The 16,949-nt window shown below is 56.7% G+C and carries 16 protein-coding genes; all 16 read left to right on the top strand.

The features are described from left to right. The gene (locus HQL52_05200) at window positions 1–195 is read left to right on the top strand and encodes a type II toxin-antitoxin system HicA family toxin (protein ID MBF0368839.1); all 195 of its coding nucleotides are present in this window, start codon (window positions 1–3) and stop codon (window positions 193–195) included. A 9-nt stretch (window positions 196–204) separates the two neighbouring features. Continuing rightward, window positions 205–603, top strand: a complete 399-nt coding sequence (locus tag HQL52_05195) for a type II toxin-antitoxin system HicB family antitoxin (GenBank protein MBF0368838.1) — start codon at window positions 205–207, stop codon at window positions 601–603. Between the two features lie 5 nt (window positions 604–608). Then, window positions 609–1,631 carry an aminoglycoside phosphotransferase family protein gene (locus HQL52_05190; protein ID MBF0368837.1) on the top strand — a complete coding sequence of 341 codons (1,023 nt, stop codon included), beginning with the start codon at window positions 609–611 and terminating at the stop codon, window positions 1,629–1,631. Continuing rightward, window positions 1,624–2,469, top strand: a complete 846-nt coding sequence (locus HQL52_05185) for a transketolase (protein ID MBF0368836.1) — start codon at window positions 1,624–1,626, stop codon at window positions 2,467–2,469. Before HQL52_05190 ends, HQL52_05185 begins: the two co-directional genes overlap by 8 nt. A gap of 3 nt (window positions 2,470–2,472) precedes the next feature. Further along, on the top strand, window positions 2,473–3,399 hold the full coding sequence (locus tag HQL52_05180) for a transketolase (GenBank protein ID MBF0368835.1): 927 nt from the start codon (window positions 2,473–2,475) through the stop codon (window positions 3,397–3,399). 5 nt (window positions 3,400–3,404) lie between these two features. Continuing rightward, the gene (locus HQL52_05175) at window positions 3,405–4,469 is read left to right on the top strand and encodes a radical SAM protein (GenBank protein MBF0368834.1); all 1,065 of its coding nucleotides are present in this window, start codon (window positions 3,405–3,407) and stop codon (window positions 4,467–4,469) included. 320 nt (window positions 4,470–4,789) lie between these two features. Next, on the top strand, window positions 4,790–5,671 hold the full coding sequence (locus HQL52_05170) for a hypothetical protein (GenBank protein MBF0368833.1): 882 nt from the start codon (window positions 4,790–4,792) through the stop codon (window positions 5,669–5,671). A gap of 69 nt (window positions 5,672–5,740) precedes the next feature. Further along, window positions 5,741–7,717: a tetratricopeptide repeat protein gene (locus HQL52_05165; GenBank protein ID MBF0368832.1), complete on the top strand. Its 1,977-nt coding sequence runs from the start codon at window positions 5,741–5,743 to the stop codon at window positions 7,715–7,717. Between the two features lie 9 nt (window positions 7,718–7,726). Next, complete coding sequence (locus tag HQL52_05160; GenBank protein ID MBF0368831.1) at window positions 7,727–9,640, top strand: cobalamin-dependent protein; 1,914 nt, start codon at window positions 7,727–7,729, stop codon at window positions 9,638–9,640. Next, window positions 9,637–10,911: a class I SAM-dependent methyltransferase gene (locus HQL52_05155; protein MBF0368830.1), complete on the top strand. Its 1,275-nt coding sequence runs from the start codon at window positions 9,637–9,639 to the stop codon at window positions 10,909–10,911. Before HQL52_05160 ends, HQL52_05155 begins: the two co-directional genes overlap by 4 nt. Beyond that, window positions 10,908–12,026, top strand: coding sequence for a class I SAM-dependent methyltransferase (locus tag HQL52_05150; protein MBF0368829.1), 1,119 nt, complete (start codon window positions 10,908–10,910; stop codon window positions 12,024–12,026). Before HQL52_05155 ends, HQL52_05150 begins: the two co-directional genes overlap by 4 nt. A 55-nt stretch (window positions 12,027–12,081) precedes the next feature. Then, window positions 12,082–13,089, top strand: coding sequence for a radical SAM protein (locus HQL52_05145; GenBank protein ID MBF0368828.1), 1,008 nt, complete (start codon window positions 12,082–12,084; stop codon window positions 13,087–13,089). A 4-nt stretch (window positions 13,090–13,093) separates the two neighbouring features. Next, window positions 13,094–13,855, top strand: coding sequence for a class I SAM-dependent methyltransferase (locus HQL52_05140; protein ID MBF0368827.1), 762 nt, complete (start codon window positions 13,094–13,096; stop codon window positions 13,853–13,855). 272 nt (window positions 13,856–14,127) lie between these two features. Further along, on the top strand, window positions 14,128–15,027 hold the full coding sequence (locus tag HQL52_05135) for a sugar nucleotide-binding protein (protein MBF0368826.1): 900 nt from the start codon (window positions 14,128–14,130) through the stop codon (window positions 15,025–15,027). Window positions 15,028–15,492: 465 nt separating this feature from the next. Then, entirely contained in the window at window positions 15,493–16,155 is a 663-nt protein-coding gene (locus tag HQL52_05130; protein ID MBF0368825.1) for a class I SAM-dependent methyltransferase, read from the top strand. A gap of 89 nt (window positions 16,156–16,244) precedes the next feature. After that, complete coding sequence (locus HQL52_05125; protein ID MBF0368824.1) at window positions 16,245–16,823, top strand: hypothetical protein; 579 nt, start codon at window positions 16,245–16,247, stop codon at window positions 16,821–16,823. The last annotated feature ends 126 nt before the right edge of the window (window positions 16,824–16,949 follow it).

The raw sequence follows: 16,949 nt of genomic DNA, 5'->3' as shown, positions 1-16,949 counted from the left end.
GTGAGCAAGAGCAGTCGGGAAATCATCCAAATTTTGAAGAAGGGATCCTGGCAACTTGCAGGGGTGACAGGGAGCCATCACCATTTTGTTCATCCGGAAAAATCCGGGAAAGTCACCGTTCCCCATCCTGTCAAAGAGATGCCTATCGGCACCCTGAAAAGCATTGAACGGCAGTCTGGCCTTAAACTGCGATAGGAGGAGATGATGTCCACTCGACATTTTCCAGCCATCATTGAACAGGGATCTTCCGGTTTTGGGATTATTTTCCCGGACTTTCCCGGTTGTGTCAGCTTTGGGGCGAGCATTCAGGAGGCTGCCGCCAACGCCGAGGAGGCCTTGTCCGGACATCTTTCCCTCATGGTGCGGGACCGGGAGGCCATTCCAGAGCCCACACCCCTTGACCAGATTCCCACGGATCCAGAAGTCAGGGAGGCTGCCCGAATTCTAGTGCGGGCCGATCTGCCCAAACGCTCGGTACGACTCAACATCACCCTGGAAGAGGCGCTCCTCTCCAGGGTGGATGGCTTGGCCAAGGGGTTGGGGATGAGCCGCTCCGGCTTTTTGGCTGAAGCGGCCCGACGCATGATCAAGGAAACGGGCTGAACCACTTGTCCCCCTCCGCTCCCCTGCTCCCCCTCACCGCCATCGCCCAGGAGCTGGCCCAAGCCCCCATACAGACCCTCTCCCCAATGCAGGCAGGAGGCAACAATCCCCTCTATCGGGTCGAGACGGCTGAAAAAACCTTTGCGCTCAAATTTTACCCCCCCCAAGCCTCTGATCCCCGAGACCGGTTGGGAAGGGAAACCGCTGCGCTGGCTCTTTTGAATCGATCCGGCCTCACCGCCACCCCCAAGCTGATCGGGGTGGATCGGCACAACCACTGCGCCCTGTTCAGCTGGATCGACGGCCAAACCATCCCCCACCCGACAGCTGGGGATATCGATCAGGCATTGGTGTTCATCCAGGCGCTGCGGGATCTCACCCTTGCCCCTGATTCATCCCCCCTCCCCCCAGCATCTGATGCGGTTTTGTCCGGGCAGGATCTATTGGATCAGCTCCATCGGCGTTATGATCGACTGGCCGACCTCCCTGATCCACCCCCCTCACTGACCGATTTTCTGGAGAATGATTTTTCCCCCGCCCTCAACCAATTTTCCCAGAGGGCACGCCAGATCTATCAGCAGGCCGGGCTCGACATCAGCTCGGAAATCACTCCTTCCCAACGCCTCCTGAGCCCTTCCGACTTTGGCTTTCACAACGCCCTGCGCCAGAGGGACGGCCGCATTGTTTTTCTTGATTTTGAATATTTCGGCTGGGACGATCCGGTTAAATTGACCTGTGATTTTTCCAGCCACCCCGGCATGGAACTGGCCCCGGCCTTGCAGAACCATTATCGTCGCCAGATGCAGGAAATGTTTGCAACGGACGATCATTTTGCCATCCGCCTGCAAGCCCTCCACCCTCTCTTGGAACTCTGCTGGATGTTGATCATGCTCAATGAATTTCTCCCGGATGTTTGGGCCAGACGGGCCAAAGCCCAAGGGGTGAAGCATCAACAGCAGGCGAGCAAACAACAGTTGCACCGGGTCAAAAAACGTTTCCAGCAGCTCACGGAGTCAAGCCATGACTGATCCTCAGCCGGTAAACGCCACCGCCACACCCCCACTGGACACGCGCTCCCGAGAGCTGCGGCGGCTGGTGGTGAGCGCTTTGGACAAGGGAGGCAGAGGTCATCCCGGCTCAGCGCTCTCCTTGATCGAAATTCTCCGGGTGCTCTACGACGATATCCTCCACCACAAGCCCGATGAACCCGACTGGAGTGGGCGGGATTTTTTGGTGCTCAGCAAAGGCCACGGCTGCCTGGGTCTCTACGCCCTGCTGGCGGATCACGGTTATTTTGATATCCAGGAGCTGGAGCGCTTCTGCAAGATCGACTCTTTCCTGGGGGGCCATCCGGAGCGGGGAAAAATTCCCGGGGTGGAGGCCTCCACCGGGGCGCTGGGTCATGGCCTCGCCATCGGTATCGGCCTCGCCCTCGCCCAGCGTCTGAAACAAAAATCCAACCGGGTGGTGGTGGTGTTGGGGGATGGGGAGATCAACGAAGGGGCGGTGTGGGAGGGGGCGATGAGTGCCGCCAAGCATCGGCTTGAAAACCTCACCGCCCTCATCGACTATAACAAACTGCAATCCTACGGCCCCACCCGGGAGGTGATGGATCTGGAGCCTCTGGCCGACAAATGGCGGGCCTTCGGCTTTGAAACCCGGGAGGTGGATGGCCACGATGTGGAAGCGCTGAAATCAACCCTTTCAGAGCTACCCTTCACCCCCGGCAAACCCTCGGCGCTGATCTGTCATACGGTCAAGGGCAAGGGGCTCGCCATCGCTGAAAACAACCCCACCTGGCACCATAAATCCTATCTCGACGCTACCGCCATCCAGAGCCTCTACGATAGCCTGGAGGGAGCTTGATCCATGCGCAAAACCTGTCTCAATGCGGTTCACACCCTGGCCAAGCAGGATCCCCGGGTGCTCTTCATCGGCTCGGATCTGGGGGCGGGTACCCTGGATGCTTTCAAGGCCGAATTTCCGGAGCGGTTTTTCATGGAGGGGGTAAGCGAACAGAATGTCATCGGCATGGCTGCCGGACTCGCCATGGAGGGGTTTATTCCCTACGTCAACACCATCGCCACCTTTCTCACCCGCCGCTGCTACGAGCAAGTCGCCATCGACCTCTGCCTGCACAACCTGCCGGTGCGACTGATCGGTAACGGCGGCGGCCTGGTCTATGCCCCCCTGGGACCGACCCACATCGCCATTGAGGATATGGCCCTGATGCGGGCACTGCCCAACATGACGGTGCTGGCCCCGGCAGATGCCCATGAGATGGCCCGGCTCATGACACAAACCCTCGATTGGCCCGGACCGATCTATATCCGGCTTGCTAAGGGCAACGATCCCATCGTCTCCCGTCCCGAGGATCCATGTGTCATCGGTCAGGGCACCCTCCTGCGTCAGTGGGGCCAGGTGGCTCTCATGGCGTGTGGAGTGATGGTGCATCGGGCGCTCCAGGTGGCGGATATTTTGGCTGAGGAAGGGATTGTCTGCTCGGTGTTGAATCTCCACACGGTCAAGCCCCTGGATAAGACGGCGGTTCTCTTTCTCACCGCCCAAGCCAAAATGGTGGTCACCCTGGAGGAGCACTCCCGCATCGGGGGATTGGGCTCGGCGGTCACCGATGCCATCAATCACGGCATGCGCGCCAACCATCCACCGATTTTGCGCTTTGCCCTCCCCGACGCCTTTACCGAAACCTACGGCTCCCAAAATGCCCAACTTCAGGCGCTGGATCTCACCCCCGAAGCGATGGCCCAACGGATCCGCCTCTCCATGCCGGAGTAGATGCCATGAGCGTGCTCTACAGCTCTCTTAAATTTTTGCGCTTTGGGGATCGATTGCAGGCCCTCGAAAAAGGTACCGTGGCCGCACCCGTGCACATCCGCATCAAGCCCACCAACCGCTGCAACCACGACTGCTGGTATTGCTGCTACAAGGTGAGCCACCTGAATCTGGGTGAGAAGATGGTGGAGGAGGACGCCATCCCCGAGGACAAAATGCACGAGATTGCCGACGACCTGGTGGCCATGGGGGTCAAGGCGGTCACCTTTACCGGTGGCGGGGAGCCTCTGCTCTATAAACCCCTGCCTGAAATCATCACCCGTCTGGCAGAGGGGGGTGTGGGGGTCGCAGCCATCACCAACGGCTCCAACCTCAAGGGCCGGGTGGCCCAAGCCCTGGCAAGCCACGCCACCTGGGTGCGTATCTCAGTGGATGGCTGGGATGATGAGAGCTACCGCAAAGCGAGGGGTATCCAGGGCAAACCTTTCACGGATCTCTTGGATAACATGACCGCCTTTGCCAAACAGCAGAGCGACTGCGTGTTGGGGGTCAGCTTTATCGTCACCCGGGAAAATCATCCCCATCTGCTGGAAGCATGTACCCAATTCAAAGAAGCAGGGGCCAGCCATGTCAAACTCTCAGGCGTGGTGGTGGCCAACAGTGGCGGCGAAAACAACCGCTACCATCAGGAGATCGCTCCAGCTGTTCAAGCTGAAATCCAGCGAGCCCAAGCCCTCACCGATGATCGCTTCCAGCTCATCAACCATGTCCACGAGCTGGAGGAACGGTTCGACAAGCACTATACCCGCTGCCCCTTTTTACAATTTCTCACCGTGATCGGGGCGGATCAAAATGTCTACACCTGTCAGGACAAGGCCTATACCACCAGCGGGCTGTTAGGTTCCATCCGGGAGCGCTCTTTCAAGGATTATTGGTTTTCCGAAGAAAACCGCCAGCGTCTCCTCACCTTCGACCCCTCCCAAAGCTGCCCCCACCACTGTGTTTCCCACACCAAAAATCTCGCCATCCTCGACTATCTGGCGATTGATCCCGACCACGGCGTCTTCGTCTGATCTGGGGGACAGAGGCAAAAAAATCCCCCCCCGGTTACGCCCGCTCCAGGGCCTGACCCTGGGATCCGGCTATTTTCCCACACGGGGATATATCCCCAGCCAGTTCCGGAAAAACAGCGATACCACGCCCCCTTTCCCCCACCCCCAACCTCACTCCCGCTCCTCTCCCAGGCCAGTGCCAAGCCCTCCCAAACAACGGCAGGAAAATTGCATCCTATTTCTGGATCCCCTGGATCCTCCGGATCCGGATACGCCCCAATTTGACCCTATAGTGGACTTGGGATCACACCCAACGGGATGTGCAACGAAAGAAGGTAGACATGTCGAAAATATTTTATCTCTCCTCCTGGGGAGGCTCTGCCACCGCTTGGCTGGCCCGCTCACTGGATCTCCACCCCAACGTCACCTGCTTTCATGGCGGCCGCTTCTGGCCCCAGATTCCCGCATCCCAGGAGCATGAGCCCCAATCCAATCCCGGCTCCACTGAAAGAACCCCTGCACAATTTGCCGAAGATCTGGCCTCTTTGGGGGGGGATGACCATTTTGCCGGGGCGGTTCACGGCTATCACGGCCTCTCCATGCAACAGGCCGCCAACGCCCGTCAGGGTCGCTTCGGCATGATTGCCCGGGATCCCATCATGCGGGTCACCTCACTCACCACCCACCACCTGGACAAGGCGGCCCACACCGCCTCCGGCACTGAATGCATGGCGCTGGTGGAGTTCTTTTTTCACTATGCCAAACGCTATAAATCCATTGTCGATCGCTTCATGGAGGCCAAATTTATCGCCCCGTTGAACGGCACTGGCGATATCAAGGCCTTTATCGACGACATGACCTTCTTGTGGGTGGCTCTGGAAACCATGGCCAACGATATTCACATGCTCACCCTCGAAAAGGATCATATCTTCCGCATGGAGGATTTTACCCGGGATCCCGGCACTTTTGGGCAGCTTTTCAGCACCATGACCCAAGGGGCTCTGCCCTGTGACGATGGTTATCTGGAATCGGTCTTTTCCCAGGGAAAGATCAATGCCCACCGCCGGAAAAAAGCCCCCAAGGATCCCCGCTCCACCTTTCTCACCTGGCCGGACAACCATCAGATGATGTTCCTCTTCTGCCTGAAAATCATGCCCAAAATGGCAGAGGTGGCTGAACGGTTCGACTATCCCATTTTGAATGAGTTGCAACAGGCAGCCTGACGTCTGAAAGCTGATGGTTGAGAGCTGACAATCCACCGCCATGCCCCATATCCAGACAAGAAGCGCCCCATGAAGGAAGACGAGTCCATGTCCGCAGCCCAGCGCCACTACCAGGAGGAACTCATCCGGGCCACCCAGTGCCACAAGGCCGAGGCGTATGATCAGGCCAAGGAGATCTATCTACAGCTCCTGGAGCAACAGCCCAACAACTCCCTGCTCCTCTATCTCCTGGGATTGGTGGCCCACAAGCAGGAAGATTATGCCAAGGCCCTGAACCTCATCAGCCGCGCCATCCTTCAGGAACCCCAAAATACCACCTATCTCAACAGCCTGGGCAACACCCTTCTGGCTCGGGAGCAGGTGGATGCCGCCATGGCGCGCTACAAGGATGTGTTGAAGATCAATCCCGAACATATCGAGGCGATGAGCAATCTGGGAATGGCCTACCTGATCAAGAAGGAGTATTCCCAGGCGGCGGTCACCTATCAGCAGGCGCTGAAAATCCGTTTCAACTGGGATGTGCTGCACTTGGGGCTTACCAACAGTTTTGCCGGGTTGGAGTGTCCAGCCTCTGCCGGGGTGCATCAACAGCTCTACCATCACTACAACAACAGCCAGCCGGAAAATCCCCGACCGCTGTCAGACACTTTTTTCGTTGATTCCCAGGTGGCCCGCAGGGAGGCGCTGAAACAAAACCGGATAGAACTCACCACGGCTGTCGATGGACTGCAAGTCTGTTACCACCCCGGGGAAGCCTTGGCGGATGACCCGGCCAACCTGGTCAGCATCCCTTTCGACGACATGTATCCTGTTCTTTTGAACACCCGGCTACGCATCCCCAAAGAGGTCGCCTTTGATCTGGAAAACGCCTCTGCCATCAGCCAGGCCATCCGTATCGCCTGGCAGTTGGATGGCATCGAGGTCACCCGCAAACGCAAAGTCCAGGTGTTGGCCAACGAATCCATCTGCAACCGTCCTGAGTTTAAACCGGATGAACCCTTACGAATCTATTTCCGCGCTTCCCGCCTGACCACCGTCATGCAGTTCAGCTCCAAAAATCTGGCCAAGGCGTTCGAAAAGCTGGGGTGCCAGACCCATGTGGTCCTGGAAAAAAACGATATGGAGGCTCTGGATGCCGTCCAGGCTCTGAAGGCACAGATTGAATTCAATCCCCACATCACGGTCAGCATCAATCACCTGAACAACCAGATGCTCCACGAGGATGTCTTCAACGTGATCTGGTGGCAGGATCCCATGCCGGAAATCTATAATCGGGAGCCTCTCCCCTGGCGGGAGCGGGATATCGTTTTTTCCTCCTATCCCCAGTTTGACGACATGCTGAAAGATTGTCAGGCACCGGAAATTCACCGACAAAGCTTTTGTGTGGATCTCGATCATTTTCGCCTCACCCAGCCCCTTGAAGGGCGCAAAAAAATTGTCTTTGTCGGCTCCGGCTATGAGGCCCCCCATACCTATATAGGAATCGAACGGGCGATCCATGACAAGCTGGAAGAGAATGGTGAGGTCACGGATGAATTTTTAAAGAGCGAAGCTGAACGGTTCGACCTTTCCTTTGAAGCCGTCCGTTTATGGCACTTTTCCAAGGTGTTGCGCACCACCACCGTGGTCTGGTGGTGTCAGGTGGGATCAGAGTTGGGTTATGAGGTGGAGGTGTATGGCTGGAGCTGGCAAAAAACCCCGGAAATCCTGCCCTTTTACAAGGGGGAGTTGAGCCACGGACCCGAGGTGGCCAAAGTCTACAACGAAGCCCGCTACGCCCTGTGTGCCAACCCCCGTCTGGTCAACTCACAGCGGCTGGTGGAGGTGGCGGCGTGTGGCGCGATTCCGGTGGTCTACGATGCCAGAGCCTATACCGAGCCCCCCAACTGGGACGATGAATGTCTCTTTTTCAACACCCGGAAAGAGCTGAAAAAGTGCCTCACCCGCATTCCCGAAGGCAACCCCCTGGATATCCCTCCACACCACTCATTCGATCTTTTCGCCGAACGGATTTTGGCGATGGTTTCGAAAATAAACGACGGGTAAAACCAGTCCATGGCGACTCCCATCCTCAAAACCAAAATCCATCCGGCAGCCCACACCGGGCACCCCCCCCCATCCAAGGGCAGCAGGCTCTCTCTGGTGGGGGATGGTACGGCTGCCTCCCAAAGCCCCCAAACCCAATCGGGAGGGGCACTGCCGACACTGGCGATGATCAACGTGGTGATGCAGGGTGACAGCCAGTTCGATCAGGAAATTCCCATGGGGGTGGGGGCTATTGCCGCCTATCTGCGGGAGCAAAATTTTCCCGTCACGATCCACCAGTGCCAGCCCGACGGCAAGCCGGAGGAGCTGGAAGCGGCCATCGAAGTGGAAGCGGATCTCTACGGCTTTCAGCTCAACATGGTCAACTATCTCAGTGTGCGGGCGGTGGCTGAGGGAATCAAAGCCCGGCGGCCCCAGGCGTTGATCGTGCTGGGGGGGCCTTTTCTCGCGGCCCAATCCGAATCGATCCTGGCAAGCGAACCCCTCTTCGACTGCATCGTGGTGGGGGAAGGGGAAGAGACGGTGCGCCTGTTGATGCAGGCCCTGCACCAACAAAAAAATCCCTCAGCCGATTCTGCTTCGACAGCGATCCCGATAGTGCCGGAGCGCTCCCCCCAAGCCATCGATTTTGCCGCCATCGCGGGACTGGTCTGGCGGAAACCCGACGGCACCATTGTCCACAACCCTCCCCGGCCCTTGATTCCGGATCTCGATATCCTGCCTTTTCCCGCCCGGGATTTTTTGGGTCAGGCCCAGCGGGATCCCAAGGATGGCGGGCTGATGGAGAGTGTGCGCATCTCCACTTCCCGGGGCTGCATCGCCCGGTGCAGCTTTTGCTCGGTCAATTTTTACACCCGCCTGCAAAAGGGCAAACTCTGGCGGGGCCGCTCTGCGACCAAGGTGGTGGATGAGCTGGAACATCTTTCCAAAAACCATCACGCCCGCATCTTCAACTTTGCCGACTCCTCCTTCGAGGATCCGGGCAAAAAGGGCAAGGAGCGCACCCGAAAAATCTGCACCGATATCATCCAGCGCCAGATCCCCCTCTCCGCCAAAATCTATATGCGCTGCGACACCCTGCTCGAAGAAGAGGATGAAGCGTTATTGAAACTCTGGAAGCAGGCGGGCATCGACATCATCATCGTCGGTGCCGAGTCGGGATCGGATCAGGAGCTGGCGTTCTTTGAAAAGCGGGCCAACCTGGAACAAAATCTGCGCACGGTCAAACGGCTTCAGGGGATCGACGGCTTTTTCGTCATGATCGGCTTCATCATGTTTGGCCCCAACTCCACCCTGGAGACCATCCGCCAAAACATCGATTTTGTCCGCTCCCTGGGGCTCACCGACAATCCCAACAATCTTTCCAACGTGCTGATGCTGATTCGGGATTCAAAAATGTATCATGTGCTCCGGGAAGAGGGGCGGGTGCGGGAGCCGGAGCACTATTGGCAGCTGCCCAAATATACCTTCAAGGATCCCACCGCCGAGCGGGTAGCCCGCCATTGGGACGGCCTCTTCGGACGTTTTCCCATGACGCTGAAATTAAATTCCTATCAGATTCAGCTGGAAAACCTCATCGCCCGCATGACCAACCCCATGAACAGCGATATCCTCCATGCCCTGAAAGATGATTTTGCCCAGCTGAAAGAGCAATATGCCACTCTGAAGGAAGAGCTGGGCAGCGCCAACGACGGCTATTTTCGGGAGATTGTTGATCGCATTTCAGCCGACTGTTCCGATGAGGAGTTGCACCGCCGGGCCCAGCATTTTTTTGTCGGAGCCTATGGGGATTTTTTACCCCGTTATCACGTTCTCCACGATGAATTTATCGAAAAAGCCGAAGCCACCGGCTTTGGCCTCAGCGGGCTGCTCTTCAAGCATTTTTATTCCAATATGGTCAACAGCGGAGCCAAACGGACATGAGCCCTCCCATCTGCCATGTGTGCCAGGGACAATCCCTCACAGCCTATCCCCACGCTTTTCATCAGGTCACCTCCGACTGCCGCCCCTGGAGCCGGGGAGGAAGGCTCTATCTCTGCTCCAACTGCGGTACCGTGCAAAAAAGGCCCGATGAAAAGTGGCACAAAGAGGTGCGCCAAATTTACCAGGGCTATGAAATCTATGCCCAGAGTGACAGCCACGAACAGGCCATTTTTCAGGACTCCGGCAGCTCCCAAAGCCGCTCGGAGCGCATCATGGAAGGGCTGTGCGGCATGTTCGGTCTGCCGGAAAAGGGACGACTCCTCGATATCGGCTGTGGCAACGGTGCCCTGCTCAAAACCCTCTCCAGCCGCAAACCGGACTGGGAACTCCACGGCACCGAATGGAGCGGACGCCATCAAAAAAGCGTTGAGGCGATACCGGGTGCCAAGCTCTTCGTCACCCCGGAGCCCTATCAGCTCCCGGGACGCTTCGACCTCATCACCCTGGTCCACCTTTTCGAGCATCTGCCCGACCCGGTCACCTTTTTAAAGCGCATCACCACCAAGCTCACCGCTGATGGCCTGGTGCTCATTCAGGTGCCCTACTGGCAGGAGAGCCCCTTTGATCTGTTGGTGGCGGATCATTGCAGCCATTTTACCCCGGCCACCCTGGTGTGGATTTTACGCCGCGCCGGGTTTCAATGTTTTCATGTCACCCGGGATTGGGTCTCCAAGGAGCTTTCGGTGGTGGCGCGCCCTCGAAAACGGGCGGAGGTGCGCACGCCCAACTGGACGGCCAAGCGTGGCGGCAAAAAGCCCGGCATCGGCCACCGTAATGGCCTCCGTAACAGCCCGCGTGTCGGCGATTCCGGCTGCGACAACAACGCCCCCCCTCCCCCGACCCCATCCAGCATCGAGTTAGCCGGGATAAAGCAGGATCTCCAAGCACGACTCACCTGGCTTCAGGAGAGTGCCCGTGCCCTGAAAAAACTGGGAACCGCCGACCAGGCACCCGCCATTTTCGGCACCTCCATCGCCGCCACCTGGCTCTTTCAGGAAGGGGGCAGCCAAGCGCCCTTTTTTGTGGATGAGGATCCCCATCAATGGGGCCGTACCCACCTGGGCCGCCCCATCCTTCCCCCGGACCGGATTCCCGAGGGCAGCGCGGTATTCATGGCCTTCTCTCCCCACCTGGCCCAGCCCATCGTCCAGCGCCTGCAACGTCCGGGGGTTACCTTCCATCTGCCTATCCCCCTGGACCCGGCTCCATGAGCCCCCAACCCTTTCTCGATTATTATCGGGAAAACCGGATCTCTCCCGTCGCCCAGGAGATTTCCGATTTAAACAACCACTTCCGCCGCCGGGCCGCCCTCTATCGGCTCCTGGGGCTGCCCCCGGGGCTCCTCCAGGGCAAACGGCTGCTGGAGTTTGGTCCGGGCAGCGGCCACAACGCCCTTTTTACCCTGAGCCTGGCGCCGGGCCACTATCGACTGGTGGATGGTAATCCCACCGGGCTGCAAGAGACCCGCAAGCGCCTCTCGGACTATTTTCCAAAAGCCGACAACTGGCAGACCGAGCTGGGATTGATTGAATCCTACCAAAGCGATGGGCTTTATGATGGGGTCTTTTGCGAAGGGGTGATCTCCGGGCAGACCCACCCCGAGGCGTTTTTGCGCCGGGTGGCGGGGCATGTCAAACCCGGCGGTATCCTGGTCATCACCTGCATGGATAACGTCTCCTTTCTGAGCGAAATTTTGCGGCGCATTGCCGCTGATTTATGGCTGCCGAAAGAGGCCCCCATCGATCAAAAGGTCGCGCAGCTGATCCCCTTTTTCGAGCCCCATCTGGCCACTCTGCCCGCCATGAGCCGCCCCATCCGGGATTGGATTCTGGATAACGTTCTGCAACCCCTCACCGGCCAGCTCCTGCCCATACCGGACGCCATCGACGCCTTAAGCCGGGATGGGGATGATCTCCAGTTTGATGTCCAGGGAGCCTCCCCCCGGTTTTTTACCGACTGGCGCTGGTATAAGTCGATCCACAATCCGGATCCGGGATTTAATGAGATCGTCAGACAGAGCTATCTCGAAAACCTCCACAATCTCCTGGATCATCGCTTTCTCCATCCTCCCAGAAGCCCTGAACTCAACCAACCCCTTATTCCCCTGGGGGAGGCTCTCTATGGGGAGTTGAATACCGGAAATCGAGAGGGGATAGCGGGGCTGGTGGGGGAGGTTGCCGGGTTGGTTGATCCCTTTGCCACCGAAACCGCCGCCGCCCTCAGGGAGTTCCAGGCGGCCCTCGGAGAAGAGCGTTTTCCAACCTTAACGCGGTTTGCCCCTTTTTTTGGCCGGGGACAGCAATATCTCAGTTTTATCCGGAGGTGATAGCGCCCATGAACAGCCCCGTCAGAACCAAACCCGTTTGGGGATTTTTTTAACCATGTACAGCGAAAAACCACTGCTCCATGCTCGGGAAAAAAGCGCACGCCCAGAGGATCTGCGCACCATCGCCTTTGACACCACCCCCCGCTGCACCATGCGCTGCACCAAGTGCTATGCCGAAACCTTTGCCAAGGTAACCCCTCTGGAGCTGCCCATCGTTGCCCGAGTGCTTGATGAAGCCTACGAGATGGGCTGCATGCACTATGTCTTTCAAGGCGGGGAGCCCATTGAGGACAAGGAGCGATTGGCCTTTTTTCTGGAAAATTGCCATCCGGAAGCGACCTACATCAACGTCATCAGCAACGGCTGGCGCATGGATCAGGAAACCATCGCCTGGTTGAAAGCCCGGCAGGTGGACAAAATCACCTTCAGCCTCGATTCCGGCATCGAAGCCGAACACGACGCCGACCGGGCACCGGGCTCCTACCAGCGGGTGCTTAAAGCCATCGATCATGTTTTGGCCGAAGGGCTCCTCACCGGCGTCTCCATCGTCGTTACCCATCAATCGCTCTACCAGGAGGGGTTCCAGCGGGTCTACGACTTTGCCCTGAATAAGCGCATTCGTCTGGATGTGCAGATCGCCGAACCCGTGGGCAACTGGGATGGCCGCAAGGATCTCCTCATCACCCCGGAGGATGCCCAATATATCCAAAAACTCCGGGAAAAAAGCCCCAGGCTTCCCAACGGCCAGGAGATGGTCAAACGGGATCTCTATACCGGGGGGGAGGACAACTGCCCGGCAGGCACCCGCTTTATCGGCATTACGGCGGATGGCGAAGTGCTCCCCTGCAATTTTTTGCAATATTCCCTGGGCAATGTTCGGGACAAAAGTCTCCAAAAAATGCGGGCCGATCTGTTGACCAACGCCTGGTTCAGTGGCGACCACCCCCGCTGTATCATCGGCGAGGATCCCGAATTTTTCGACCGCTTTGTCAGCCCCCACGTAGGCAAGCCCAAGCCTCTCAACGCCTATCAAACGTTCAACCTTATTTCGACGGAATCCTAACGCCATGGCCAGGTTTGATGGTTTTAAAAAAACCGGTATCGACGCTGAAATCGAAGCACGACTGCGGGATCATTGCGCCAAGCACCAGATCACGCCCATGGAAGCGGCCCAGCATTTTCCGGTACTGGGCCGCCGCCAATGGTTGAAGCGATTTCTGGCCCATACCGATCTCTTCAAGGAAACCCTGGAGGTGCCGGGGGATATTGCGGAGCTGGGGGTTTTTCGGGGGTTGGGGCTCATGACCTGGGCCAACCTGCTGGAGGCCTATGCCATTGGTGATCGCACCAAAACAGTCTACGGCTTTGACAACTGGCAGGGCTTTACCCATTTTTCCCCGGAGGATGGCGATACCGAAAAGGATGCCAACAAGGTGGTGGGCGGATTTTCTCCGGCTCAATATCTTCAGGAGCTGCGGGAAGCCATCGATATTTTCGACGACGACCGTTTTATCCCCTGGAAGCCACGGGTCAAACTGGTGGATGGCCAGATCGAGCAGAGTGTGCCCAAATTTCTCGACGAAAACCCTGGGGTGCGCTTTTCCCTCATCCACTTCGACTGCGATCTCTATCAGCCCACCCGGGTCGCTCTGGAAGGGTTCTGGCCCCGGCTCTCCCGGGGGGGCATTTTGTTGTTTGATGAATATGCCATCAAGGATTGGCCCGGAGAGACCCGGGCGGTGGATGAATTTTTTGCCGACAAGCCCGAGGTCATCATCAAAACACTCCCCTGGACCAACACCCCGGCGGGATATCTGGTCAAACCCTGATGGGCAATGAGTACAGCAATTCCAACTGAAAATGAGACACCCCTCCCTTGAGGTGTCATTCCCGCGAAAGCGGGAATCCAGGGGAGGCAAGGTTCGCACTCAAAGAAAACTTTAACCTTTCAAGATCCTTGGTGTGGGCTAAAAGTATCGCCAAATTTGGAAACATGCGCGCTGGACTTTCTGGATCCCCGCCTTCGCGGGGATGACGAGTCAGAAAAGCATCTCCAATTTTTAAATGGAACGGCTATAAACCTCTTCAAGGATTTGGCAACATGTCGAACCAACCCTCCCGCTTTTTGATCATCGGTGGCTCCGGCATCATCGGTCGGCATCTTTTTGCCCAGGCTGGCCCTGAGCGGGCGGTGGCTACCTGGCATTCCCGTGAGCAGCCCGGGATGGTTCACTTTGACCCGGCCACCACTCCCCTCACCCCTTTTATCCAGGAGCACGGCCCCTTCAGCCACGCTCTGATCCTCCACGGCCTCACCCGCCTGGATGCCTGCGCCCGGGATAAAATCCGCTCCCATGAGATCAACGTCGTTGGCATTCAAAAGCTGATTGAAGGGTTGCTCAGCCTCGGTATCAAACCCCTTTTCACCTCCACCGATCAGGTGTTTGATGGTTGTGGCAGCAACTATAACGAATCCGACGTTCCCAATCCTTTAAGCACCTATGGCCGACAAAAGGTGGCGGTGGAAAAGTTTCTTCAGGAAACAGGGGAGGATCACGCCATCATCCGGCTTTCCAAAGTTTATGGTACTGAGCCCCATGATGGCATGCTGCTGGCCAACTGGTTCGATGCTCTCCGCCGGGAAGAACATCAGCGGCTGGCGGAAGATGAACTGTTTTCACCTGTCCTGATGGAAGATGTGACGACGGGGTTGATGCGTTTGGTGGCGGATGATCTTTCCGGCCTCTTTCACCTTTGCGGACCCATGGCTATCAGTCGGGCAGGCATGTTCCGGCGGCTGCTGGCACATCTGCGAGAGGGGGGGATCGTCTTTCCGGAACCGAAGGTGACCTACTGTCGAATCAATGATTTTGATTTTTTGGAAGAGCGTCCGTTGAATATTTCCATGAACCCGGTCAAATGGATCCGTGCAACCAGATTGATGCCTCTGGATGTGGAGAGTGCCTGCAAACGGTTTGTTTCGCTTCTGGGGGATGAATAAAGAGTGTAAAGATCCTCTGTCGATTTTGCTTTTGATTTTACTATTAGGGGTGAAGGGGGATTATCTCCCTTCCGGGTGTGGGCAGAGCCCACGGTTTGTCTTTTGACTTAATCTTTTGACTTAATCTTTTGATTTTCCATATCCAGCGGGTTTGGGGCGCAGCCCCAAGGTCTTGATTTTGTTTTTAGGTTTTTTATCGAAGAGACCACGATGCATCATTTCCAAATGGAACTGCTATAACAAGATCAAAAAATGACAAACAAAATCAAGATCAAAATCAAAAGAAAGACCGTGGGGGCTCGCCCCCACACCCCCGGGGGGTTGTAAATCAAAGGATAAGAAACAAAATCAAGATCAAAGGATGAGAAACAAAATCAAGATCAAAGGAAAGACCTTGGGGAGGAAGAATCCCCCCCAATCCCCCCCCGCTTTTTTTTTAATAGTTAAAGTCAAAGGAAGAACAACATGGAACGCGTAGACTTTATCGGTAAACTCCATACCCGAACCAAACGAAACTACCGCCAACGGGTGCTGGATCACGACAAAGCCCACTGCGCCACCATCGCTAAAAAATGGGACAAAGAATACTGGGATGGCGAACGCCACTACGGCTACGGCGGCTACCACTACGACGGACGATGGCTGCCAGTCGCACAGGAAATGGCCAAACACTACAAACTCAAAGCCGGAGACCGAATCCTCGACGTAGGCTGCGGCAAAGCCTTCCTCCTCCACGAATTCACCCAAGCCATCCCCGGCATCGAAGTATCCGGACTCGATATCTCCCCCTACGCCATCCAACACGCCAAAAAAGAAGTGCAACCCTTCCTGCATCAAGGCAACGCCATCCAACTCCCCTTTGAAGACAACAGCTTCGACTTCGTCTTTTCCATCACCACCCTCCACAACCTCCACTGCTTCGACCTCGACCGAGCCATCCGGGAAATAGAACGCGTGGGACGAGATAAAAAACTCATCGTCGTCGAGTCCTATCGCAACGAAACGGAAAAAGCCAACCTGCTCTACTGGCAACTCACCTGTGAAGCCTTCCTCACCCCCGAAGAGTGGCTCTGGTGGTATGAAAAATGTGGCTACACCGGCGACTACGACTACATCTTTTTTGAATAGAGAGCGGCTCCCCCTTCTGTTGATTCTTTTCTAAAAACAAGAATCTGCTATCATCAGGCCGAACCTTACACCATCAGGAGCCACTCCCCATGAGCAACCCCCAGGAAACCGACATCACCCCCGCCAAACCCGCTGACGCCACCCCCACCCCTGATCCAGACCCAACCCCAGCCCCAACCGATCCCAGCCTGGATCAAATCCGGGATATTCTGGTGGGCCCCCAAAAGGAAACCACCAACCGCCAATACAACAATCTCACCAAACAGATCGAACAAAGCGCCGTCAAAATCCAAAAACGAACCCGCAACCAAATCAACACCCTTCAGCAGGAGATAAAAAGCAACAACGACACCCTGCAAAAGGCACTAAAATCCAATCAAAACGCCCTGCAACAAGAGATAGGGGCCGTCGTCGATACCCTGCACCAGGATATGACAGCCAAACTCGACGCCCTGGAACAGGATATGAAGTCCAACTTCAAAGCCCTCTCCAAAAGCATTCGAGAAGCCATCGACACCCAGGCCAACCGCAGCGACGAACAACACCAAACAGCGATGGCGCTGCTAAAAGAACTCACCACCGCCCAAACCCGCCAGCAGGCAGAACGAGAAGCCATGGCGGAAATGATGGTTCGAGGTGCGGATATTCTGAAAGGGGGGGAAAAATAGGGGGACCAGCAGCCGATGATCCCCTGTGATTCCCCATGATGCCTCATAAGGCCTGAAACAGTTGGCCTCACCCGATATCAAACAGCCTTTGACCAATCGACCCAGCAGCCCAAGGATTGCCTCTAC

Source organism: Magnetococcales bacterium (assembly GCA_015232395.1).
Taxonomy (GTDB): Bacteria; Pseudomonadota; Magnetococcia; order Magnetococcales; family JADFZT01; genus JADFZT01.
This window is presented reverse-complemented; position numbering and strand designations above follow the sequence as displayed.

Excerpts from the sequence above, each read along its gene's own strand:
- HQL52_05195 (MBF0368838.1), top strand. The coding sequence starts at position 205 with ATGTCCACTCGACATTTTCCAGCCATCATTGAACAGGGATCTTCCGGT.
- HQL52_05185 (MBF0368836.1), top strand. The coding sequence starts at position 1,624 with ATGACTGATCCTCAGCCGGTAAACGCCACCGCCACACCCCCACTGGAC.
- HQL52_05180 (MBF0368835.1), top strand. The coding sequence starts at position 2,473 with ATGCGCAAAACCTGTCTCAATGCGGTTCACACCCTGGCCAAGCAGGAT.
- HQL52_05175 (MBF0368834.1), top strand. The coding sequence starts at position 3,405 with ATGAGCGTGCTCTACAGCTCTCTTAAATTTTTGCGCTTTGGGGATCGA.
- HQL52_05170 (MBF0368833.1), top strand. The coding sequence starts at position 4,790 with ATGTCGAAAATATTTTATCTCTCCTCCTGGGGAGGCTCTGCCACCGCT.
- HQL52_05165 (MBF0368832.1), top strand. The coding sequence starts at position 5,741 with ATGAAGGAAGACGAGTCCATGTCCGCAGCCCAGCGCCACTACCAGGAG.
- HQL52_05160 (MBF0368831.1), top strand. The coding sequence starts at position 7,727 with ATGGCGACTCCCATCCTCAAAACCAAAATCCATCCGGCAGCCCACACC.
- HQL52_05155 (MBF0368830.1), top strand. The coding sequence starts at position 9,637 with ATGAGCCCTCCCATCTGCCATGTGTGCCAGGGACAATCCCTCACAGCC.
- HQL52_05150 (MBF0368829.1), top strand. The coding sequence starts at position 10,908 with ATGAGCCCCCAACCCTTTCTCGATTATTATCGGGAAAACCGGATCTCT.
- HQL52_05145 (MBF0368828.1), top strand. The coding sequence starts at position 12,082 with ATGTACAGCGAAAAACCACTGCTCCATGCTCGGGAAAAAAGCGCACGC.
- HQL52_05140 (MBF0368827.1), top strand. The coding sequence starts at position 13,094 with ATGGCCAGGTTTGATGGTTTTAAAAAAACCGGTATCGACGCTGAAATC.
- HQL52_05135 (MBF0368826.1), top strand. The coding sequence starts at position 14,128 with ATGTCGAACCAACCCTCCCGCTTTTTGATCATCGGTGGCTCCGGCATC.
- HQL52_05130 (MBF0368825.1), top strand. The coding sequence starts at position 15,493 with ATGGAACGCGTAGACTTTATCGGTAAACTCCATACCCGAACCAAACGA.
- HQL52_05125 (MBF0368824.1), top strand. The coding sequence starts at position 16,245 with ATGAGCAACCCCCAGGAAACCGACATCACCCCCGCCAAACCCGCTGAC.